General features: G+C 48.0%; 14 protein-coding genes, 1 tRNA gene and 1 pseudogene. 9 read left to right on the plus strand and 7 right to left on the minus strand.

The window, feature by feature from the left end:
• The 3 genes from BN93_RS13405 to BN93_RS13415 all read left to right on the plus strand — a co-directional run.
• A partial coding sequence (locus BN93_RS13405) for a GLPGLI family protein (RefSeq protein WP_157462884.1) occupies positions 1-618 on the plus strand: 618 nt, incomplete at its 5' end.
• A gap of 130 nt (positions 619-748) precedes the next feature.
• Positions 749-3,307 carry a TonB-dependent receptor gene (locus tag BN93_RS13410; protein ID WP_019188832.1) on the plus strand — a complete coding sequence of 853 codons (2,559 nt, stop codon included), beginning with the start codon at positions 749-751 and terminating at the stop codon, positions 3,305-3,307.
• Between the two features lie 1,091 nt (positions 3,308-4,398).
• Positions 4,399-5,298 carry a diaminopimelate dehydrogenase gene (locus tag BN93_RS13415; protein ID WP_044260880.1) on the plus strand — a complete coding sequence of 300 codons (900 nt, stop codon included), beginning with the start codon at positions 4,399-4,401 and terminating at the stop codon, positions 5,296-5,298.
• Positions 5,299-5,859: 561 nt separating this feature from the next.
• On the opposite strand, the gene BN93_RS13420 is transcribed toward BN93_RS13415, so the two are convergent.
• The 6 genes from BN93_RS13420 to BN93_RS13445 all read right to left on the minus strand — a co-directional run bounded on the left by BN93_RS13420 (position 5,860) and on the right by BN93_RS13445 (position 12,846).
• On the minus strand, positions 5,860-7,569 hold the full coding sequence (locus BN93_RS13420) for an acyl-CoA dehydrogenase family protein (protein ID WP_019188834.1): 1,710 nt from the start codon (positions 7,567-7,569) through the stop codon (positions 5,860-5,862).
• A gap of 228 nt (positions 7,570-7,797) precedes the next feature.
• Positions 7,798-8,187, minus strand: coding sequence for an endonuclease domain-containing protein (locus BN93_RS13425; protein ID WP_044260883.1), 390 nt, complete (start codon positions 8,185-8,187; stop codon positions 7,798-7,800).
• 229 nt (positions 8,188-8,416) lie between these two features.
• Positions 8,417-9,433, minus strand: a complete 1,017-nt coding sequence (locus BN93_RS13430; RefSeq protein ID WP_019188836.1) for an electron transfer flavoprotein subunit alpha/FixB family protein — start codon at positions 9,431-9,433, stop codon at positions 8,417-8,419.
• A 69-nt stretch (positions 9,434-9,502) separates the two neighbouring features.
• Entirely contained in the window at positions 9,503-10,372 is an 870-nt protein-coding gene (locus tag BN93_RS13435) for an electron transfer flavoprotein subunit beta/FixA family protein (RefSeq protein ID WP_018968067.1), read from the minus strand.
• A gap of 519 nt (positions 10,373-10,891) precedes the next feature.
• The gene (locus BN93_RS13440; protein ID WP_232211187.1) at positions 10,892-11,302 is read right to left on the minus strand and encodes a hypothetical protein; all 411 of its coding nucleotides are present in this window, start codon (positions 11,300-11,302) and stop codon (positions 10,892-10,894) included.
• 2 nt (positions 11,303-11,304) lie between these two features.
• Entirely contained in the window at positions 11,305-12,846 is a 1,542-nt protein-coding gene (locus tag BN93_RS13445) for a glycine--tRNA ligase (protein WP_019188838.1), read from the minus strand.
• A gap of 302 nt (positions 12,847-13,148) precedes the next feature.
• Here BN93_RS13445 and BN93_RS13450 point away from each other — a divergent pair, with 302 nt between their 5' ends.
• The 6 genes and pseudogenes from BN93_RS13450 to BN93_RS13475 all read left to right on the plus strand — a co-directional run bounded on the left by BN93_RS13450 (position 13,149) and on the right by BN93_RS13475 (position 21,029).
• A complete protein-coding gene (locus BN93_RS13450) occupies positions 13,149-13,364 on the plus strand; it encodes a hypothetical protein (RefSeq protein ID WP_019188839.1) in 216 nt (71 codons plus the stop codon).
• A gap of 1,514 nt (positions 13,365-14,878) precedes the next feature.
• Positions 14,879-15,982, plus strand: a complete 1,104-nt coding sequence (locus BN93_RS16310; RefSeq protein ID WP_019188841.1) for an AAA family ATPase — start codon at positions 14,879-14,881, stop codon at positions 15,980-15,982.
• A 107-nt stretch (positions 15,983-16,089) separates the two neighbouring features.
• Positions 16,090-18,828 carry a DNA gyrase/topoisomerase IV subunit A gene (locus BN93_RS13460; RefSeq protein WP_019188842.1) on the plus strand — a complete coding sequence of 913 codons (2,739 nt, stop codon included), beginning with the start codon at positions 16,090-16,092 and terminating at the stop codon, positions 18,826-18,828.
• Positions 18,818-19,739 (plus strand): annotated as a pseudogene (locus tag BN93_RS19100) (DUF3316 domain-containing protein). Before BN93_RS13460 ends, BN93_RS19100 begins: the two are co-directional and overlap by 11 nt.
• On the plus strand, positions 19,736-20,755 hold the full coding sequence (locus BN93_RS13470; RefSeq protein ID WP_019188843.1) for a S41 family peptidase: 1,020 nt from the start codon (positions 19,736-19,738) through the stop codon (positions 20,753-20,755). The pseudogene BN93_RS19100 and the gene BN93_RS13470 overlap by 4 nt, the downstream one beginning before the upstream one ends.
• Positions 20,756-20,947: 192 nt before the next feature.
• A tRNA-Leu gene (locus BN93_RS13475) sits at positions 20,948-21,029 on the plus strand.
• A gap of 76 nt (positions 21,030-21,105) precedes the next feature.
• Here the strand turns inward: BN93_RS13475 and BN93_RS13480 are convergent.
• On the minus strand, positions 21,106-22,278 hold the full coding sequence (locus BN93_RS13480) for a sensor histidine kinase (protein WP_044260887.1): 1,173 nt from the start codon (positions 22,276-22,278) through the stop codon (positions 21,106-21,108).
• Between the last annotated feature and the right edge of the window lie 984 nt (positions 22,279-23,262).

The raw sequence follows: 23,262 nt of genomic DNA on the forward strand, positions 1-23,262 counted from the left end.
ATTGGATGCTTACAATATATTAATATAGACACGTATGTGTCTGACTCTATGAGCAACTCTCCAAATGGCCCCGACTATGACATGGAACGCCTCAGAAGAATGATGGATGCCCTTGAACATCGTGACGACGACAGTAAACGCATGCCTTATAGCCCAGGGTGTGGACAGTATTTATACCGAAATCTAACGCAAGGTAAAATCACTGTGTATGCTTCTTTGTTCGGCGATCATTGTTTTTATGAAGAACCCATACCACAAATGGACTGGCATTTGGTGGCAGATAGCACGCGAACGATAGTTGGCCAGCAATGTCTAATGGCTAAAACGCGATTCAGGGGGCGTGAATGGACGGTTTGGTATGCACCCGAGGTTGGCATTCCACTTGGACCTTGGAAACTGGCAGGCTTGCCTGGGCTGATATTAAAAGCCCATTGCGAGAACTACATAGACTTGGAGGCGAACAGCCTACAAACCAAAGGCGTGCCGCCCGTTACGTTCTACAATTTCTATAACCATAAGTACACACTCATCGCACGTGAGAAATACCTGAAAGCAAGTACCGATCCCAAAACCTATCCACCCAAAACAATCATCGCCCCACCAATGGAATTAGAGTGAATGGCAAGAGTGAAGAGTACGAATAAGTGGTTTTCTTGGAGGCTCCTAGCTCACTTTCATGCTCTCCTTATATTATAGATGTGGCGGCATAGTGCACATGTTCACATCACGTAACTAAACTTTTACAACGATGAAAAAGGCATGTTTGATGGCAATAGCCATATTGTGGACTTTCGTCACATGTGCACAAGTGGTGAAAGTGGAAGGTCGGTTGACTGATACAAACGGTCAACCGATGCAATGGGTTGTGGTGAAACACGTGGATGCAGAAAGCAACAAGATGCTGAATTATTGCCAAACTGATGCGGAAGGGCGATTCGGCATCGAGGCCAAGGTGGGAAACAGCCTGCAAATTTCCTCTCTTGGGTATAAGGCTAGGCGTATTGAAGTGAAGGAGGGCATGCCTTTCCAAAGGCTGACAATGGCTGATGATGCCGTGACGCTTAAAGAAGTGAACGTGAAATCAGAGAAGGTGAAGCTTAGTGGAGACACAATAAAATATTTGTTAGCAACCTATGCACAAGCCGGCGACCGAACATTAGCCGACGTGTTGAGGCGCGTTCCTGGTTTTGAAGTGAACAAGGAGAGCGGCCAAATTTCCTATGGAGGAAAGCCGATAAGCAACTTTTACATCGAAGGACTCGACCTTCTGGGATCTAAATACGGTGTGGCCACCAATACGCTACCGCAAGGTGAGGTGGCATCGGTGGAGGTGATAAAACACCATCAACCGGTAAGAGTACTTGAGGAATTTACTTATACCAACGACGATGCCGTGAACATACGTATGAAAGACGGAGCGAAGGCACACTGGATCGTTACGGCCAAAGGCAGTGTTGGCCTAAAAAGTAAGGGCACTTTGTGGGAAGCCGAGAGTTTTGCTATGCGCATTAAGCCACAATGGCAGCTGATGGCTACCTACAAATCAAACAATTTGGGTAAGCCAATAGGCAAGGAAACAACAAACCTGTTTAACTTCGACGAGATAAGTAGTAGGCTAACAGACGTGATACAGCTGCCTGTGGCTAATTCGGGATTTCTTGGTAGGCGGTCGCTTTTCAACAGAAGCCATAGCTTTACGTTAAATACGCTGAAACGCATAAACGACATTTCGCAGGTGAATTTGCAACTGATATACGAGAACAACGAAGAAAATACGTGGGAAAGACGGGTGACTGAATATTATAGAGCAGGTGACACGCGCCTGACAGACAACCAAAAACATGGATTGACCCGTGAGAACAATCTCCACGCCTTATTGAAATACGAGAACAATGCCAACAACCAGTACTTGAAAAACAAGCTACAAGGCGACCTGGAATGGCGTAAGCAATGGCTAAACGAGACAGGAACGAATGCCCATATCGTGTATGCCAAGCTACCGAAGTTTACCGTCAGAGACGACCTTTACCTTATCAAACGGTGGGGTAAGCACCTCTTGTCGTTCAATTCGGGCAGCATCTACGAAACAAGGCCACAGCGAATACAAGCAGATTCGGCTTTACAGACTCTTACACAGCATTATTTTGAAACCAACACAAGTTTGCAAGGAGCCTTGCTTATAGGTAAAGTAAAACTATCGACAAGCCTTGGTGTGAATGCGGTTGTGCATAATTTGCAGTCCAATCTCTATGGCGTGCCCGATAGTGTTTGGGCTAATAAGATAGGTGATGGTCGTTTCGGTTTCTGCCAACTATACGCCAATCCCGAAGCGGAATATCGTTTGCGCGACGTACGCTTTACACTTTCGGCCTTCTTGGAACACAACATGTATTGGTATCGGGGGCATGGTGGCCAGTGGCATACATACGTCTCGCCCGGCCTAACCATACAGTGGAATGCCACGCCACGGTTAGAATTCAGGTGTAGTGCAAGCGAGTACACTTCGCAAGTAGACATCAACAGGTTTTTCGACGTGCTAATTCTGCAAGATTATGAGTATGCCAGCAGGGGTTATAACGGCTATGCAGTGTGCAGGGAACGAAACGTACGACTAAGAATGCTATATAAAAATGCCTTGCAGGCTACGCATTTTAACGTGAATGTGACACGAACGCAGGGCACGAACCCATATACCACATCGCGTGAGTTTGTGGGAAAGTACATTGTGTTGTCGCTGTTGCCCTTCGAAACGCGGTATAATATGTGGAAAGTGACATCGATGTTGTCAAAGGGATTTTCGCTGTTCAACACTAAACTGCAAACTATGGTGGACTATAACCATACGAACACCTACATATCGCAAGATGGAATGCGTATGCCCTTGCAAACAGACGGACTGTGGTTAAAGACTAGTCTCAACATGGTTTTATGGAAAGGAATGGACTTTAACTATGCCCTGTCTTACCGTTGGAGCAAGATGTACATGCCCGATTGGGACAAAAGGTCGTCGCTAAATAACTGGCATCACGAGGCACAGGCCACCATTCCGCTTGTGGGTGCAATGAAATTGGAAACCAACTTGGAATGGTATCGCAATCAATTACCTGACAGAGGCTATAAGGATATGGTGTTTGTAGACCTGGCTTTGGGGTATGTGGGCAGACACATTGACTGCAAGTTGAAGTTAACCAATGCGCTGAACAAGAGCAGTTACGCTTACAGTATGAATAACGACTTGGTGCGGACTACTACAGACATGCGTGTTAGAGGGCGTGAACTGGTGTTGACGCTCACATATAGGCCGTGATGCATGGTGTGAATTGCTGCTAACGGTGATACACTCGGATTGCGATGGGGTTGCAAAAGAAAACTGTACACTCGTCAACTTGCCAGCCTTTGTCAACTTTTCAGCGAGAAATTTAACATTATAAGTGCCCTTTTTATCCACCAATCGCCCACCTTGCCGCAAAAAATCGATTCTCGCGAAGGTTTGTTTTGATGCAAAAAGGGGTTAGTCCGTGAATGCAGCAAAATGAATTTATATTTAAAAAGACTGCCATTTGTACCACATTTTGGACTATTTGCGGCTAAATGTACTGCAATTTGCTGCAAAACGAAGTGCAATTTGCTGCAAAACGCAGTGCGTTTTGGTGCTAAATGCAGTGCGTTTTGATGCTAAACGCAAGATGAAATGGTGCTAAATGCAGTGCAATATGGTGTAAAATGCAAAACGAAAAGAATAAATATGCGCCGTAATGGTATAAACAAAACCTTAAAGAACCATGAAATACATGGCAAAAAAGGGCAAAATGGTGGTTAAAAAGTGGGGTTTGGGGGTCTAAAAGTGGTTTTTTGGGCTGCAAAAATCATGAGTTGGCAACCAATCTAGAAGGGCTAAATGGTACAAAATGCAGGTTTTTTCTTAAAATTGAACATATTGGAAGGTGCCAAAGACTAGAAATAGTGGCAAATAACCTACTTTATGGCCTATATTTTCGCTAGAACGGAGCGGAAATTAGAGCGGTTATGTAAAATAAAAAATAATAATTTAAGTTTTTGAGTTGATAAGTTTGTGAATTGTTGAGTTTGTGAATTGTTGAGTTTGTGAATGGATGTCTTCGGGAGTTGTTGGGCTTTTGTGAATTTATAAGCCGGTGAGTTGGCTTATCCTGTACACCTCTCAATTTGTAGAAATATTGAAGGTCAAGACGACTTCATTGATATAGGTTAAGATTGTGCACGTTTTAACGCAAATTGCATAGCGAAGGGTGTTTTTTGTTGGCTTGTTTGCCGTTATTTCATTGTAATGCACTACTTTTGTAGGTCGCAGCTGGCATTTGTTTGTTACATCGCCTGCTGGCGACAAACAGAATGATAACAATACAAACATTTAAGAATATGAAAAAGATTAGAGCGGCCGTAGTGGGCTATGGCAACATTGGGCAATATACATTGCAGACGTTGGAGGTGGCTCCCGACTTTGAAGTGGCTGGTATCGTAAGGCGACAAGGGGCTAAGGAAAGGCCGATGGAGTTGGAAAAGTACAACGTGGTGAGCGACATTGCCGAACTACATGATGTGGATGTGGCTATCTTGGCTTTGCCTACGCGCGAGTGCCCGGCATACGCCAAGAAGTATTTGGCTATGGGGATAAACACGGTAGATAGCTTTGACATCCACACGAACATAGTGAACTATCGTGCGGAACTGATGCCTGTGTGTAAAGAACATGGCCGAGTGAGCGTTATTTCGGCAGGATGGGACCCGGGTTCAGACTCTATCGTGCGCATGTTGATGCAGAGTTTGGCACCCAAAGGCTTGTCGTACACCAACTTCGGACCTGGCATGAGCATGGGGCACAGCGTGTGCGTGCGCAGTAAGAAGGGGGTTAAGAATGCGCTTTCGATGACTATCCCTCTGGGCGAAGGCATTCATCGCAGGATGGTTTATGTGGAATTGGAGGATGGCGCACGACTTGAAGATGTGGCCGCAGAGGTAAAGGCGGATCCGTATTTCGCTAACGACGAGACGCATGTGTTTGCCGTGAAGTCGGTAGACGAGGTTCGCGACATGGGGCATGGCGTTCATTTGGTGCGCAAAGGCGTTAGCGGAAAGACCCAAAACCAGCATTTCTCTTTCGATATGAGCATTAACAACCCCGCACTAACGGCGCAGGTGCTGGTTAATGTGGCTCGCGCCTCCATGCGTTTGCAGCCTGGATGCTATACTATGGTTGAGATTCCTGTTATTGATATGCTGCCTGGGGATAGGGAAGAGCTGATTGGACAGATGGTTTAAAGGTGAAAAGGTGGTTTAAAAGTGAAGAGGTGAAAAAGTGAAAGGTTGAAAAGATGGCTTCGCCTGCTAACTTGTCAACTTGTTCACTAGTAAACTTGTCAGCTCGCTTAGGTGAAAAGGAGGTTTAAAAGTGAAGAGGTGAAAAAGTGAAAGGGTGAAAAGATGGCTTCGCCTGCTAACTTGTCAACTTGTTCACTAGTAAACTTGTCAGCTCGCTTAGGTGAAAAGGAGGTTTAAAGGTGAAGAGGTGAAAAAGTGAAAGGGTGAAAAGATGGCTTCGCCTACTAACTTATCAACTTCTTCACGAGTAAACTTATCAACTCGTTCACGAGTAAACTTATCAACTCGTTCACAAGTAAACTTGTCAGCTAGCTTTTGACTTGAAAGGCTTACAAGGAGAGCTTTGATTAACTATTGAAAATAAAAGGGGCGTGCTACCAATAAATGGTAACACGCCCCTTTGTTGTTCAGCATTATGTGAACTGATAGTTCAAACCCCAAGAAACAGGGCATATCATTCCCCCTGCTCCCCTTTGGAGAGGAGTAAGGGGTGAGTACTTTTTAGCGTGCCTTGTAACTTTCCAAGTCTTCCACCTTAAAGTTGGCGATGAAGGCATGGTTTCCTATAACGGCTTCTTCTGTCATGCGAACATACACGTTTGCGCTCTTTTCGAAGAGTTCGGGGGCTTTCGATGCGTCGGCAATGATGAGCAACGACATGAAAATCTCGGCAGTCATCTCGTAAAGGCGACGTGCAAGGAAGTCTTGTCTGTCTTGGTTGCCACACGCTTTCACGTTGTTCACGCATTCTTCGTAGCGTTCCACCAACTTGGCCACACGCTCTTTAAGCGGTTGTAGGTTCTCGGCCACCTCCTCTTCGAGCATCTCTTTCATGATGCCGAGATAGGTTCCGTTGGTGATATAGCGAATGGCGGCCACCACTTGCAACTGCGTTGTGCCCTCGTAGATAGAGAAAATGCGTGCATCGCGATAGAGGCGTTGGCTCTTATACTCCATGATGAAACCCGAACCACCATGAATTTGTATGGCATCGTAGGCGTTTTGGTTGGCGTATTCAGAGTTCATACCCTTCGCCAGTGGCGTGAAGGCATCGGCCAAGCGCATGTATTTCTTTTGCTCGGCGCGCTCTTCGGGCGTAAGTTTGCGCTCGCGTGCGATGTCGTCGAGTGCTTTATAAACGTCAACATAGCGTGCCGTTTGGTAGAGAATGCTACGTCCTGCATCCAGTTTGGCCTTCATGCGCGAGAGCATGTCGTACACGGCAGGGAAGTCGATGATGTTTGTTTCAAACTGTCTACGTTCGCGAGCGTAGTTCAATCCTTCGGTATAGGCGGCCTGCGACACGCCAACGCTCTGTGCGGCGATACCCAAACGGGCACCGTTCATCAATGCCATAACGTACTTGATGAGGCCCAAACGCGTTTCGCCACATAGTTCGGCCTTTGCATCCTTGTACACTAACTCGCACGTTGGCGAGCCATGTATGCCCAGTTTATTTTCTATATGACGCACGGTAACGCCTCCTTGACGCTTGTCGTAGATAAACATCGACAGTCCGCGACCGTCTTTCGTGCCCTCCTCAGAGCGCGCCAAAACCAAGTGGATGTCGGAATCGCCATTGGTGATGAAGCGTTTTACGCCATTGATAAGCCAGCATCCGTCCTTCTCCGAGTAGGTGGCTTTGAGCATTACGCTCTGCAAGTCGCTGCCTGCATCGGGTTCGGTGAGGTCCATCGACATCGTTTCGCCTTGACAAACACGCGGAATGTACTTCTTGCGCTGCTCTTCGTTGCCGAATTCGTACAGCGTTTCGATGCAGTCTTGCAAGCTCCAGATGTTTTGGAAACCAGCATCGGCCGTCGCCATCATTTCCGATGCCATCGAATAAGGCGTTATTGGAAGGTTCAAACCTCCGTAACGGCGTGGCATGGAGATACCCCACAGGCCTGCTTTGCGCGTGGCATCGAGGTTCTCGAACGTTTTCGAGGCATACACCATGCGTCCGTCAACGAGGTGTGGACCCTCTTCGTCAACCGATTCGCTGTTTGGTTCGATAACGTTAGCGGTGATGTCGCCCGTTATTTCCAACAGTTGCTTATAGTTTTCGATGGCGTCGTCGTAGTCAACGGGTGCGTCGTCGTATTTATCTTTATCTTCAAAGTTGCGCTCTTTCAGCTCAACAATTCTTTTCATCAGCGGGTGATGAAGGTGGAACTCCAACTCGGGAGCGTCCGAAAAGTAATTTGCCATATCGTAATAAATAAATTGGCCTCACCCCCGACCCCTCTCCGAGGGGAGAGGGGAGTGGTATGTTTGTTTACTTCATACGGACGACGGGTGTTTTGTTGGTAACCCTCGCGGACGTATTGCTTTTGAAGTTAAAACTTAAATATCTGCGAACAGCGTGATAAAGTAGATGAAAGGCGAACCATTCTCCTAGTTTATATGTTGTTCGGAGATGAGGCGGGTGATAATTCCTTAATGATTAAATAGATATTCTTTGATGCTGTGCAGAACCTTATCAAGGCTTTTGTCAACCACATCATTGCTGAAACGGATAACATGAAAGCCCTTTTGTTCAAGAACTAGGCTACGGGTGGCATCGTCTGCTTGTTGTTCTGGCGAGTTGTGATACTCGCCGTCCACTTCCACTACCAATCGTTTTTCCAAGCAAACGAAGTCGGCGATGAAGTCGCCAATGGCGTGTTGCCGTCTAAACTTATATCCACACGACAGATGTCTAAGTGCATTCCACAAGCGTTCTTCGCTTGGTGTCATTTCCTTTCGATTGTTATGTGCGAATGTTTTCAGTCGTGAATAGCGGTCGGGTGCAGCCGTTTCGTACCCATAAACATTGTCCTTGTCCATCAGGTTCTTGCCGTTAAGCAATTAGTTGTATGTAAGCTTTGTGCATACCCAAATTGGTTTCTCACAGACAGGCCTCATTTAATATTCCTGAGGTTGTTGGTTGGAGATAGCCCTGCGGCCATTTTGTACCGAAGTAACTTGCAAATCATTGTCTAAGCATATTACTCCCCTCTCCCTTTGGAGAGGGGTTGGGGGTGAGGCCGATTGCTGTTTTGGGTCTGTTTCTTTACTACTTATTCTTATAATACTTAATCAGCTTCGGCACCACCTCTTCTACCGTACCCACGATAACATAGTCTGCAATCTTGTTGATGGGTGCATCGGGGTTGGTGTTGATAGAGATGATGATGCCGCTGTCTTGCATTCCGGCGATGTGTTGTATCTGTCCAGAGATACCGCAAGCGATGTACACCTTGGGATGAACGGTAACGCCCGTCTGCCCAATCTGCCTATCGTGGTCGGCCCAACCTGCATCAACGGCGGCCCTACTTGCTCCCACCTCGCCATGTAGCTCCTTGGCAAGTTTGAAAAGCAGGTCGAAACCCTCTTTGCTGCCTACGCCATAGCCACCGGCCACAACGATGGGCGAGCCTTTGAGGTTGTGCTTGGCCTCTTCAACGTGGCGGTCGAGCACCTTTACCACATAACTCTCGGGTTGCACGTACTGTGTAACGTCGGGATAAACGGTTTCTCCCTTGTAGTTGTTGTCCAGCACCTTCTTTTGCATCACGCCACTCCTCACGGTTGCCATTTGCGGCCTGTGGTCGGGGTTGACAATCGTTGCAACGATGTTTCCACCGAAGGCGGGACGAATTTGGTACAGCAGCTTATCGTAATGCTTGCCAGCTTTCTTGTCGTCATAGTCGCCAATCTCCAGCTGGGTGCAGTCGGCGGTAAGGCCGCTGGTAAGCGACGACGACACGCGCGGCCCCAAATCGCGACCGATAACCGTTGCGCCCATCAGGCAGATTTGCGGTTTCTCTTGTTTGAAGAGGCTCACGAGGATGTCGGTATGTGGTGCAGACGTGTAGGGAAACAGGCCCTCGGCATCAAAGACGAAGAGCTTATCTACGCCGTAAGGCAGAATTTGGCCTTCGACATGGCCTTTAATTCCCGTGCCTGCAACTACGGCATGCAGCTGCACACCCAGTTCGTTGGCCAGGCTGCGCCCTTTGGTTAGCAATTCTTGAGACACTTCGGCCACCGTCGCGTCTTCTATTTCGCAATATACAAATACGTTGTTCATGTCTTTTTTAAAGTTCTTGCGTGTTCGAGTTTCTTTATTTGCTGTTGCCGAACATAGAAACTCGTCTACTTATCCGATAATCTTTTCGTCCAACAATTCTTTCATCATCGCCTCGATGTCGGCGTCTGCGGCCGTTAGCGTCTTGCTTTCCTTAGCTTGGAACACGATGTTTTGCACGCTCTTCACCTTTGTGGGCGAGCCGCTAAGTCCGCATTGGGCTGCATCCCCGTCCACATCGGCCACGCTCCATTGGTTGAGCGTGAGGTAAGGGCGCAGCTCGAACAGTTCGGGATGCGGCTCTTTGCCGTTGCGTTCCATGGGGCAACGTGCATTTTTGTACTTCATCACCAGCTTAGCGTTGCAAGGGCGGCATGGCGCGGCACTTCCGTTAACTGTCACCACGCAAGGCATGGGTGCCTCAACCGTTTCAACACCGCCGTCGATGTGTCGGCGAATGGTTAGCTTTCCATCCTCAACTTTCAGTATTTCCTCGGCGTATGTAACCTGATTAAGGCCCAATTTCTGTGCCACCTGCGGTCCTACTTGTGCCGTATCGCCGTCAATGGCCTGTCGTCCGCCGATAACGATGTCCACATCGCCAATCTTTTTGATGGCAGTAGCCAAGGCGTAGGATGTGGCCAGCGTGTCGGCACCGGCGAAAAGCTTGTCGGTAAGCAGCCAACCCGTGTCTGCTCCGCGGTAAAGCCCTTGTCTGATGATTTCACCTGCACGTGGCGGCCCCATCGTCAGCACGCCAACGGTAGAGCCAGGGTGCTGTTCTTTAAGGCGCAGGGCCTGTTCCAATGCGTTTAAGTCTTCTGGATTAAAGATGGCGGGCAAGGCAGCGCGGTTCACAGTGCCTTCTGCCGTCATGGCATCTTTGCCCACGTTTCTCGTGTCTGGTACTTGTTTGGCAAGTACAACAATTTTCAAACTCATAGATTTTATAGTAATATAATGTGATTTCTGCTTGTAAAAGTACACTTTTTTTGCTTTATGGCAAAAGAAATGAAACGAAAAAAACGTAAGAGGGGCTGTGTGTTGCAGTTTAATAGGTGTCGTTAAGTGCTTTAAGGGGGGAGCTATTGTCGACATTGGCAGCAAGTGCAAGCGTATCAGCGCGCGCTGTCTTGGTGTTTAACTCGCGCGCGTATATATTAATAAGGTGTGTTCTATAAACTCCCCTTGATGTAACAGACACGCTGTTAAGGAACTTATAGAACACACCTAAGAAGATTATGCGGCTTTACTGATGCCCTTGACGGATGATGCTCACCAACTCAACCGTGTAAACCAGCGTAGAGTAAGCGGGCACAGATACGGTTGTACTTGCGGATGGGGCGATGGTTCCTCTTCCCGCGGCCGAGCCAAAGCCCAGTTAGTAAGGTACATACACGCGCCACTTGGCACCTATGGGCATGCTTTGTAAGACCGTTTGCAGGCCAGGGACCGCCGAACTCACCGCCTGTTTAGCGGCACTGGCCGTGTGTTGTCGTCACTCCCCACATAGGTTTGGTGGAAAACCTTGCCTTGCGGATAACTTGGCGATGCTTTAAGTCGGCCTTGCAGTATCACGCGCACCGTGTCGTTTTGCAATGCGCGTTCGCTACCCTCGCCGGCCTTAATCACTTGCACGGCCACGTTGTCGGTCTTGTTTTTCACCGCCTCCTTGGGGAGCGTAATGCTGGGTATCACTTGCCATTGGGCGGTATTGGCCTTCGCCACATTATATATACTGTCGAAATAGGCCTCGTTAGCGGCTTGCCAGTTGGGGAAGTCGTCGGTGGCATTGTCTGTTTCGCTGCATGCGGTGAAGGCAAAGGCCATCCATGCGGCCGCGGCCATCAATAAAAAGCTTTTTCTCGTCATGGTTATTGCAGTTTTTTGAGCAAGGTGGTGATGCTCACTTTGTCTTCGATGATGCTGTCTAGTTGGTCTATGTTCACGCGTTCTTGCTGCATGTTGTCGCGGAAACGCAACGTAACGCAGTTGTCGGTCAGCGTGTCGTGGTCAACCGTTACGCAGTAAGGCGTACCAATGGCGTCTTGTCTGCGATAGCGTTTGCCGATAGTGTCCTTCTCGTCGTAGTGCGTGTTGAACTTGAATTTCAGCGCGTTCACAATCTCGCGAGCCTTTTCGGGCAGTCCGTCTTTCTTCACCAACGGCAGCACGGCCAACTTAACGGGTGCCAGTGCAGCAGGCAATTTCAGTACGGTGCGTGTTTCGCCATTCTCCAGCTTCTCTTCCTCAAAGGCGTGGCACATCACCGAAAGGAACATGCGGTCTACGCCGATACTGGTCTCGATAACGTAGGGCGTGTAGCTTTCGTTGGTTTGTGGGTCGAAGTATTTGATGCTCTTGCCCGAGAATTTCTCGTGTTGCGACAGGTCGAAGTTGGTACGCGAGTGTATGCCTTCCACCTCTTTGAAACCGAAGGGCATGCGGAACTCGATGTCGGATGCGGCGTTGGCATAGTGCGCCAGCTTTTCGTGGTCGTGAAAGCGGTAGTTCTCAGCACCAAATCCCAATGCCTGATGCCATTTCATACGCGTTTCTTTCCACTTGTGGAACCAATCGAGCTCGGTGCCGGGCGTAACGAAGAACTGCATTTCCATTTGCTCGAACTCGCGCATACGGAAGATAAATTGGCGTGCCACAATTTCGTTTCTGAACGCCTTTCCTATCTGTGCAATGCCAAAAGGCACTTTCATGCGGCCCGTTTTTTGCACGTTCAGGTAGTTAACGAAGATGCCCTGTGCCGTTTCGGGGCGCAGATAAATCTTGCTGGTGGCATCAGATAGCGAACCCATTTCGGTAGAGAACATCAGGTTGAACTGGCGAACGTCGGTCCAATTCTTTGTTCCGCTGATGGGGTCTACAATCTCCTCGTCCAGGATAATCTGTTTCAACTCATCCAAGTTAGGGCCTTGCATGGCCTGTGCATAGCGTTCGTGCAGTGCGTCGCGCTTGGCTTGGTGTTCCAAAATGCGCGGATTGGTTTGGCGGAACATGGCCTCGTCAAAGCTGTCGCCGAACTTCTTGGCGGCCTTAGCCACCTCTTTGTCTATCTTTTCCTCGTATTTGGCAATTTGGTCTTCTATCAGCACATCGGCACGATAGCGTTTTTTAGAGTCGCGGTTGTCGATAAGTGGGTCGTTGAAAGCGTCCACGTGTCCGCTAGCTTTCCAGATGGTGGGGTGCATAAAGATGGCCGAGTCGATGCCCACGATGTTCTCGTGCAGCAGCACCATGCTTTTCCACCAATACTCCTTGATGTTGTTTTTCAGTTCAACGCCGTTTTGTCCGTAGTCGTAAACGGCTCCCAGCCCATCGTAAATGTCGCTGCTGGGGAACACGAACCCATATTCTTTGCAGTGCGAAACTATTTTCTTGAAAACGTCTTCTTGTGCCATTGTCTTTTTCTTATTTACTTATTTGTGGCACAAAGTTACACATTATTTCCGATAGAAGGCGCACTGGGGCGTTAAAATCAGCGTTTTAGGTGGGGCTTTCCACCCTTTGCTGTCGTCACAAACGCGTCTTGCCAGATGTTCATGGCCTTAAATACATTCGTATTGCTGCTGTGGTGGAATAGGTAAGCCGCCTCTGCACGCTGGGCGAATGGTTGTTTGGCGCTTTTCTTTTTTGTTCTCTTGCGTATCTCAAAGCAAAGGATTATATTTGCAAAGTGAACCTATAACGGGGAGGATAAGCAATGGATACGGATAAGACAACGATGAATACCTACTTTTTAGAGATACCCAAGGCGGACATCTCTTTGTTGAAGTCGCTTGTAAAGCGTATGGGGTGGACTGTGCATAAAACAGCACCACGGCGCACAGCTTACGAACAAGCACTTGACGATAAGGCGCATGGGCGTGTGAATGAGTATGCCAGTGCAGACGAGATGTTTACAAAGTTGGGCATTTGATTGGCATACAGACTTCTGACCGCAAACCAGTTTGAGAAAGACCCCAAGCGATAACTCATCAACTCAAAAACTCATCAACTCAAAAACTCGTCAACTCAAAAACTCACAACCTCACCAACTCAAAAACTTAAATTGTTGTCTTTTATTTTACAATGTCGCTCTAATTTTCGCTCCGTTCTAGCGAAAATATAGGTTAAAAAGTAGGTAAATGACTACCATTTTTTGCTTTTCACGTCTTCCTGTTTGTCCGTTTTTAAGCAAAGGACCTGCATTTTGCACCATTTAGCCTTTCTAGTTTGGTTGCCGGCTCATTATTTTTTGCGCCCAATAACCCACTTTTAGCCCCTAAAACCCTACTTTTTAATGGCTATTTTGCCCTTTTCAACCCTGTTTTTCATGGCTCTGCAAGGTTTTATTTATACTATTTCAGTGGATATTTATGCTTTTCGTCTTGCGTTTAGTAGCATTTTGCACTGCATTTTGCACCATTTTACCTTGCGTTTAGCACCAAAACGCATTGCATTTAGCACCAAAACGCACTGCATTTAGCACCAAAACGCAGTGCGTTTTGCCGCAAATTGCACTATATTTAGCCGCAAATAGCCCAAAATGTGGTACAAATGGCAGTTTCTTGGAATAAACATTCATTTTATCGTGTTCACAGACAAACCCCTTTTTGCCTCAAAACAAACCTTCGCGAGAATCGATTTTTTTGCGGTAAGGTGGGCGGTTGGTGCGCAGAAAGGGCACTGATAGTGTTAAATTTCTTGCTGAAAAGTTGACGTTGTTTCGGGTTGACGGGTTGACATATTAACAAGAAGACAAGTGGATAAGTGAACGAGTTAATCGTTCGTCTTTCGTGTTTTGACATAAATACGTCCATTTTTGACATAAGAACATAAGGAACATAAAAGAACTCGTCTTGACTTTCTCCTCATTATGTGCCACTAGTAAGATGCTTTCAACTTGTAGAGAATGCGCCGAAAGAACTTCCGTCTGGTTACCTTTTTGAGACATGGCCATGTTTTGACACTGGCAAATGGGTCAGGATTTCGGTTTTATTGTATCTTAGTCTGGTACTTCGTGTATGCGTGGGGTGTGTATCTTGGTTTTACTGCACAAAGACAACAAACTCCGCTCAATTTATAGAAAGCTTAAAAGACAAGACGACCTTTGTGGGCATGAATGCCCCCAATTGTTTTTGTTCCTGGCGTTTTTCCTGCAACTAAGAAAAGGATGTGGTGCTAAAAGTTGTCTTTCTATCATTCGAAAAGTAATGGAAGGACAGCAAGAAACATCAAAAAGGTCTAGGCTAATAGTGGCCTTGAACGGTAAAAAGTGTCCAAAATAACTAATTGGCAGCGATAAGATAAGGCTAATCCAAGTTTTATTTGTATTTTTGCATTTGGAGTGCGCGCACCGTTATAAATATGGTGTGCATGCTAGTGTGCCATTATACGGCTACGACAAGTAGGCGTGTGGCCCATCTTTAACAACGCAATCCATTTGTAGTCATGAAAATTAAGAAGCTAACTTTTATCAATCATAAGACAGGTTGGAACATTAAAGATGCCCAATTTGACAATACTACCCTGCTTGTTGGTGCATCGGGAGTGGGAAAAACGCAGATATTAAGGGCGTTGCAGATGCTGTCTGATATTGCTAATGGTTACTCTTTTGAGGGTGTAGAATGGAACATAAGCTTTTCGCAAGCGGGTAAGGACTATCAATGGGCGGGCGAATTTGGATTGGCCGGCGGACAAGAGCCTTTGAACTTAGGAACTGACAACACTTTTCCTATTGTTAGTGAACGCCTAATGGAAGGCGAAACCGAACTTGTTTTGCGTAAAGATGCTGTGTTGCGATACAAGGGAGAGGAAACCGTAAAGCTAGATTCATACCGTAGTGCAATAGATGTGTTGAAAGATGAAGACGGGGTTTATTGTGTTTATGATGCCTTCGCCCAGGTGTATGACTTGGGAAATCGTGATGGACTTCTAAGCTGCGATGAACTTTCAAGCGACATGTTGAACCGAGAGCAACAATTAGCGTACATCAAGGCAAGACGTTCTTGGGGGGTAGTTACTAATCTCTATCTGTTAAAGAAGAACCAACTGCCCGAATTTCATACTATCTGTAAGACGTTTTCGAGCGTTTTCCCTTTGGTGGAAGAACTAGATTTCACCTTGTTGCATACTACCCATTGCAGCGTGAGGCCAATCCTGCACATCAAGGAGAAAGGAACAAACGCGTTGGTTTCTTGCGACAACATGTCCTCGGGAATGTTTAAGGCACTTGTCCTAATAACAACACTAACTTTGGCCGAGGATGGCGATGTGTTGCTGATAGACGAGTGGGGAAACGGTATGGACATGAATTGCATTGCCAACTTGTTTGACGTGATTCTTAATACCGACACGGACATACAGCTGATAGTTACCTCTCATCAGCCCTACGTCATCGGCGCGTTCTCGCCGTTGCAATGGAAAGTGGTGACGAGGAAGGGCGGCGACGTGAGCCTTCACAGTGCCCGCGAACTGAACATAGGCCTACATTCGCACCACGATGCCTTTATGGAACTGTTGCGAACAAAGGCTTACAATACGGGGCAACTATAAACGGCGAAGTAAGCAGAGGACAATCCCACCTCGTTTGGACGGTGGCTTAACTTTATAACACACGAAATATATCTGGCGGAAATACATACATATAGGAAACTCACACTATGGACGACGAAATAAAAGACCCGAACGAACTGGAAGAAGGCCTGGACATGGCCAACGAAAAGGAACAAGACGAAAACGAGGAAGAGGGCGTTGAAACGCATTCCGACTACAAACCCGCCGACAGATTCGACGCCTCGGCGGTGCACCACCTTAGCGGCATGTACCAAAATTGGTTCCTCGACTACGCCTCGTACGTTATCTTGGAACGCGCCGTGCCCAACATCGCCGACGGCTTGAAACCGGTTCAACGCCGTATATTGCACTCGATGAAACGCATGGACGACGGAAGGTACAACAAAGTGGCCAACATTGTGGGCCACACCATGCAGTTTCACCCCCACGGCGACGCCTCTATCGGCGACGCCCTTGTGCAGATGGGGCAGAAAGACTTGCTTATCGACACGCAAGGAAACTGGGGGAACATCCTCACTGGCGACCGTGCTGCCGCCCCACGTTATATCGAGGCGCGGCTTTCTAAGTTCGCACTCGACACCGTTTTCAATCCCAAAACCACGCAATGGCAAGCTAGCTACGACGGCCGAAACAAAGAACCAATCGCGTTGCCCGTGAAGTTTCCCTTGCTTTTGGCGCAAGGGGCGGAGGGAATTGCCGTTGGACTTAGTTCCAAAATTCTTCCGCACAACATGCGCGAGCTGTGCCAGGCGGCCATACATTATCTTAAAGGCGAACCGTTTAGGCTGTTTCCCGACTTTCCCACGGGCGGTTCGATTGATGCTAGCCGATATAACGACGGACAAAGGGGCGGCTCTATCAAGGTGCGCGCCAAGATTGAGAAACTGGACAACAAGACACTTGTTATCCGCGAGATACCTTTCAGCAAGAACACCACCACGCTTATCGACTCTATTCTCAAGGCGGTGGAGAAGGGAAAGATAAAGGCCAAGCGCGTAGACGACAATACGGCGGCCCAAGTAGAGATACAAGTGCACCTCGCCCCCGGCATTTCGTCGGACAAAACCATTGATGCACTCTACGCATTTAGCGACTGCGAGATTAACATTTCGCCCAACTGCTGTGTCATCGAAGACAACAAGCCGCGCTTCCTCACCGTAAGCGAGGTGTTGCGCCATAACGTAGACAGCACGATGGGGCTGCTTAGGCTGGAATTGCAGATAAGGAAAGACGAACTGTTGGAGCAGCTTTTCTTCTCTTCGCTTGAGAAAATATTCATCGAAGAGCGCATTTACAAAGACAAGAAGTTTGAGAATGCCGAGAATATGGACGTTGCCGTGGAGCATATCGACAACCGACTGACGCCCTTCAAGCCCAAATTCATACGCGAATTGCGCCGCGATGACATCATGCGATTGATGGAAATAAAGATGCAGCGCATACTTAAATTCAGTAAAGATAAGGCCGACGAGTTGCTGGCACGTATCAAAGAAGAGATTGCGGGCATTGACCACGACTTGGCACACATGACGGACGTCACCATCAAATGGTTCAAATTCTTGATTGATAAGTACGGAAAGGACCACCCCCGACTAACCGAGATAAAGAGTTTTGAAACCATCGAGGCCACCAAAGTGGTTGAGGCCAACGAGAAACTATACATCAACCGTCGCGAGGGATTTATCGGAACGGGGCTGAAAAAAGACGAGTTTGTGTGCAACTGCTCGGACATCGACGACATCCTGGTGTTCCATCGCGACGGCAAGTATAAGATAATGCGCGTGGCCGACAAGATTTTCGTGGGCAAAAACGTGTTGCATGTGCAGGTGCATAAGCGCAACGATAGGCGCACCACTTATAATATTGTGTATCGCGACGGCAAGGAAGGCCATTATTTTATCAAGCGTTTCAACGTCACCAGCGCAACGCGCGACCGTGAATACGACCTTACGCAAGGCACTCCGGGGTCGAAAGTGGTTTATTTCACGGCCAATCCCAACGGCGAGGCCGAGACGATACGGGTTATTCTCGAACCGGAAGCACCCCCAAGCCGCAAAAAATGTATCGTGGATTTCGACTTCTCGAAGGTGATTATCAAGGCGAGAACCTCGCGTGGAAACATCATTTGCAAACGTCCGGTGAAGAAAATAGGTCTGCTCGAAGCGGGACACAGCACATTGGGGGGCCGTAAAGTGTGGTTCGACCCCGACGTGAAACGCATTAATTACGACGACCACGGCCGACTGCTGGGCGAGTTTAACGAGAACGACTCTATACTTGTGGTGCTTGACAACTGTGAGTTCTACCTCTCAGACTTCGATGTGAACAACCATTACGAAGACAACTTGAAACTGATTGAGAAGTGGGACGAGAACAAAGTGTGGAGTGCCGTGGTGCGCGATGCCGACAATGACAAGTTCGCTTACGTCAAACGTTTCACGATGGAGGGCTCTAAGCGCAAGCAATGTTTCCTTGGCGACAACCCCAAGAGCGAACTTCTCTTCCTGTCCGACCAGCCTTACCCGCGCATTAAGGTGGTGTTCGGCGGTAGCGACAAAGACCGTGCGCCCATGGAGATTGACATTGAAGACTTTGTTGGCGTTAAAGGGTTCAAGGCTAAGGGCAAACGCATCACCACTTCGCATGTAGACCACATTGAAGAACTGGAGCCTACACGTTTCCCCGAACCCGAACCAGAGCCCGAAGACAATGGCGAACAAGGCAACGATGGTGCAGAAAGCGCGCCGTCTGCCGCCTCTTCGTCGCCCCGAATCAAGTCTGCGGCCAGTCCAGAACAACCAAGTCTTTTTCAAGATGAACCTTAGTGCATCCCCCTTGTGGCGCATTCAGACGGTGGCCACATACGCAAGCGAAACCTTTACCTGTGCCAACGTTCGCCAACGGGCGTGGGCAGGGTGGTGGCTTTGCTTGCTTTTGTTGTGCCTTAGTCCTATGGCGCAGGCGCAAAACGAGCTTAATCAAGACCCACCATTGCCCACCAATGGCAAGATAACAACCACTGCACGCATGCTTGGCATCGGCCGGGCGCAGGTGTTAGACACTTATCTTTCGCCCGAACATTACACAGGTCCCGACCTCCGTTATATCTCGCAGACCCAGCGCGAGCGCGAAGGACGCCGTCTTTCGCAGCTTATCACGCACACGGGAAACGTGGCTTACCTTAAAAAATAGGGCAGGAAGTGGCAACGAAATAGCGGGCATGTACAGCTTTGATTATGCCTTGCACTATGGCTTTGATTGGCTGGACCACCGCTTGCAGCTGCAAGTAGGGGGTAGGGTAGAAACCCATGTGGGCTTTATCTACAACACCCACAACTCTAACAACCCTGCTCAGGCGCGCGTGTTTCTGCATCTTGCGCCCTCGGCAGTGGCTAGTTACAAGCTTAGGGCGGGTCGTGTACCGCTGTTCCTTCGTTACGAAATGGCCGTACCCATGCTTGGCGTGATGTTCTCGCCCAACTATGGGCAGTCGTATTACGAGATATTCTCGGAAGGAAACTACGACAACAACATCGTTCCCACCACTATTGGCTCCGCTCCTTCTTTGCGGCAAATGCTCACTGTCGACTTTCCGCTCTTGCGTTCAACCGTTCGTTTGGGCTATATGGGCGACATCCAGCAGTCGCGTGTCAATGGTTTGAAAACCCACGTCTATACACATGGCGTGGTGATTGGCCTTGTGAAACGTTTCACCCTCATCAAACTTGCGCCATGAAAAGAAAGCTGTTATACTTTTTTCTGCCGCTAATGGCAGCGTGGGGCTTGTTGGGTGCTTGTGTTGATGTGGAGCAATACGATAACAGTCCGCGTGGAAACTTCGAGGCTTTGTGGCGAATAATCGACGAACATTATTGTTTTTTCGACTATAAACAGCAAACGTATGGTTTGGATTGGAATGCCGTTTACAACAAATATGCACGCCAATTCGACAATCAAATGACCGAGGAGCAAACCTTTGAGGTGCTGACGAACATGCTGGGCGAACTTAAAGATGGGCACGTTAATCTCTATGCGCCCTTTGATGTGGGGCGAGATTGGTCGTGGAAAGAAGATTATCCCAGCCATTTCAGCGAGAACGTGCTGAAACTTTACCTCGGAAAAGACTATAAGATTGCGGCTGGCATGAAGTATCGCATACTTAACGACAACGTGGCCTACCTGCGTTGCGCCTCGTTCGTAAACGATTTCGGGGCTGGAAACCTCGACCGCATCTTGCTTTACTTCGCTCCTTGCAACGGACTGATTATTGATTTGCGCGAGAATGGCGGCGGAATGGTGACCAGTGCCGAAACGCTTGCGGCCCGTTTTACCAACGAAGAAGTGCTGGTGGGCTATATGCAGCACAAAACAGGACGTGGACATAACGACTTTTCGCCCCGCCGCCGGCAGATACTTAAACCCTCTAAGGGGCTTAGGTGGCAAAAACGAGTGGTGGTTCTCACCAATCGCGGCGTGTATAGTGCAGCCAACGAGTTTGTGAAATACATGAAGTGCCTGCCCCAAGTAACGATTGTGGGCGACAGGACGGGCGGCGGTGCGGGCCTACCTTTTTCTAGTGAACTGCCCAACGGCTGGATAGTGCGTTTCTCTGCCTGCCCCATGTACGACCGCGACGGGAAAGATACCGAGTTCGGTATCGCCCCAACACATCAGGTAGGCATGAAGTCTGCCGACCTGGCTCGGGGAAGAGACACGCTTATTGAGTACGCCCGAAAGCTGTTGGCGAAGTAAAACGCGCTGAAAGGAGCTCATCAGAATCATGGTAAATAAGGCAGGCCAACAGCAATGGCGATGGGGTAGGAGATGCTTTTTGTGGGGCAGCCTACACTATATTATGATACGCGCGCACGCGAGAAAAGCGTAAAAAGACGGCGAAAAATTTGGCCTGCCCCTAAAAAATCATTACCTTTGCACCGCAAAATCGCGCCTGTGGCGAAATTGGTAGACGCGCTAGACTTAGGATCTAGTGTTTCGCGACGTGTAGGTTCGAGTCCTATCAGGCGCACAACAGCATCCCGACTGTTCCATTTAGAGCAGTCGGGATTTTTTTTGTTCCCGCAATTCTAATCCTAGAATGATCATTATCGCCCCATCCTTAGTTCGATGAGAAACGTTGTCCCCACGCCCACTTCCGAGTTTTTTACGCTGATTTTGCCCTTGTGATACTCTTCCACGATACGTTTGGCAAGCGACAAGCCCAATCCCCAGCCGCGTTTCTTGGTGGTGAACCCTGGGCGGAACACGTTGGCGATGTCTTTTTTGCGGATGCCCTTGCCCGTATCGCTCACTTCGATAAGTACTTTTTGGGCTGTTTTTTGCACGTTTAGCGTGATGCAGCCTTCGCTTTCGCCGATTGCATCCATCGCGTTCTTGCAGAGGTTTTCGATAACCCATTCAAATAGCGAGGCATTAAGGTTAAGGATGATGTCTTCTTCGGGCAATTGCGTTTTAAGGGCGATGCGTTTGGGTGTGCGTTTGTCCATATAGCTCACAACGTGCGCCAAAACGTCGTTCAAGCTAGAAGGAACAGGCTCGGGCAGTGAGCCAATCTTAGAAAACCTGTCGGCAATCAGCTGCAGCCTACTGATGTCTTTCTCCATTTCGGGTATCAGCTCGTCGTCGGGGTGTGTCTCTTTCAGCACCTCCGTCCATGCCATAAGGCTCGAAATGGGCGTTCCCAGCTGGTGAGCCGTTTCTTTCGACAGTCCCACCCACACCTTGTTTTGCTCTGCTCGCTTAGAAGTGCGCAAGGCAATGATGGCCACCATGACGAAAACCAGCACGATACCCAGTTGCACGTAGGGGTAAGTGGCCAGTCGTTGCAGCATCAGCGAGTCGTCGTAGCACACGTCGATGTATTCGCTTTTGATAGAATCGTTGAGCGATATGCGGATGAACCGCCCCTCGGTAAGCAGTCGTTGCCCCAGATTGCTAACCAACAGCACGCTGTCTTCGCCCGTTTTGCCTTTCAGGTTGATGTTGCGGGCCGTCTGCGGCTTGCCTTTCGCGTCCAGCACCACCACCGGAATGGTGTTGTTGGCGTTGATAACTTGCAGCACCAGGTTCAGGTCGGTGTTCTCGTCGGCTTGGTTTAGCGTGCGCATAGCCTCTGCCCATATTTCCATTTTGTGGCGTTCTTCGGTTTCGAGGTCGCGTGTTAACACATGCGACACCACCAGTGAGGCCGTAACGATGATGGTTGCGGCAATCACCAGTATGATTTTTACCTGCCTAATTCTGTCTGTCCATTGCATGTTTTCATAACGCATTTCTTATATATATATTGTGTGGCGGTGTGTTCTATCGGCTTTTCGTTTCATTAAGGCAGCGTTATGCCGCGACGATTTTGCTGTATTTGGGTGCTTGGTTGGTGTCGTTGGCGCGCTGCGTTGTCGGCTTTTGGATGTAGGGTAGCATCGTTTAGAAGGTGCGTTAGGTGGACGAAGGGGGCGATTTTCGAAACCGTGCAGCGCGTTTTTCCGTCATCTGGCTATGCTTTGCTTTCGATTGGGGGTATTTTCGGCCGAAATTTTATAATTGGTGAAAGATATTTGGTTTAATTAACAATTAGAGAAATCAATCTCGTAACCAGCTCATTTTGTTATGTTTATCCGTATTTTATGGCCAATTTTACCCTTGTGTGCGGGCACACTAGTGCTTGATTGGCATCAAAAGCAGGCTGTTTTATGATGAAAAACATGTTTTTTCTCTTGGCTGTTTGCGCAAACACTAGTACCTTTGCATCGTAAAAAGAAAACTAATCACAATCATACGGATTAAAATGAACAAATGTGAGAGGTTTGAGAGAATAGAAACAAGTAGGTGTTTAGTTAAGTACAAGATTGAAGATTGTTTAGTTGTTGGAGTGATCCAATTTGTTTAGGTAGAAGGTATTGCTTTTAGAGGCGATTAGATTGTAGCAGGAGAACGAACTCACCCCTGTTGTAAGGGGGTGACCGATGAAGGAAAAGATACATACAAACATAAATAAAAGGTTTAGTTGTAATATGAGGTATATTTGAGAGATTGATGATAAGGATAGACATTTAGGTATATAGCAAACATTGAGGTAAATAAGATTAAAGGTAGAACAGACTTCAAAAGTATTAGACAAAGGTAAGACAAGAGATTGACTTTTCAGGAAACAATACATATTTAGGTTTAGGTATAGATAGGTAAGATTGATTTTTCAGGATTATTGGGTATTAGTTTAAGGTAAGATAACTAAAGTTTCCCAC

The organism is Prevotella conceptionensis 9403948 (genome assembly GCF_000312305.1).
Classification (GTDB): Bacteria; Bacteroidota; Bacteroidia; order Bacteroidales; family Bacteroidaceae; genus Prevotella; species Prevotella conceptionensis.

Bases quoted from the DNA above. Each gene is read 5' to 3' on its own strand.
- BN93_RS13410 (WP_019188832.1), top strand. From the start codon at position 749: ATGAAAAAGGCATGTTTGATGGCAATAGCCATATTGTGGACTTTCGTC.
- BN93_RS13415 (WP_044260880.1), top strand. From the start codon at position 4,399: ATGAAAAAGATTAGAGCGGCCGTAGTGGGCTATGGCAACATTGGGCAA.
- BN93_RS13420 (WP_019188834.1), bottom strand. From the start codon at position 7,569: ATGGCAAATTACTTTTCGGACGCTCCCGAGTTGGAGTTCCACCTTCAT.
- BN93_RS13425 (WP_044260883.1), bottom strand. From the start codon at position 8,187: ATGGACAAGGACAATGTTTATGGGTACGAAACGGCTGCACCCGACCGC.
- BN93_RS13430 (WP_019188836.1), bottom strand. From the start codon at position 9,433: ATGAACAACGTATTTGTATATTGCGAAATAGAAGACGCGACGGTGGCC.
- BN93_RS13435 (WP_018968067.1), bottom strand. From the start codon at position 10,372: ATGAGTTTGAAAATTGTTGTACTTGCCAAACAAGTACCAGACACGAGA.
- BN93_RS13440 (WP_232211187.1), bottom strand. From the start codon at position 11,302: ATGACGAGAAAAAGCTTTTTATTGATGGCCGCGGCCGCATGGATGGCC.
- BN93_RS13445 (WP_019188838.1), bottom strand. From the start codon at position 12,846: ATGGCACAAGAAGACGTTTTCAAGAAAATAGTTTCGCACTGCAAAGAA.
- BN93_RS13450 (WP_019188839.1), top strand. From the start codon at position 13,149: ATGGATACGGATAAGACAACGATGAATACCTACTTTTTAGAGATACCC.
- BN93_RS16310 (WP_019188841.1), top strand. From the start codon at position 14,879: ATGAAAATTAAGAAGCTAACTTTTATCAATCATAAGACAGGTTGGAAC.
- BN93_RS13460 (WP_019188842.1), top strand. From the start codon at position 16,090: ATGGACGACGAAATAAAAGACCCGAACGAACTGGAAGAAGGCCTGGAC.
- BN93_RS13470 (WP_019188843.1), top strand. From the start codon at position 19,736: ATGAAAAGAAAGCTGTTATACTTTTTTCTGCCGCTAATGGCAGCGTGG.
- BN93_RS13480 (WP_044260887.1), bottom strand. From the start codon at position 22,278: ATGCAATGGACAGACAGAATTAGGCAGGTAAAAATCATACTGGTGATT.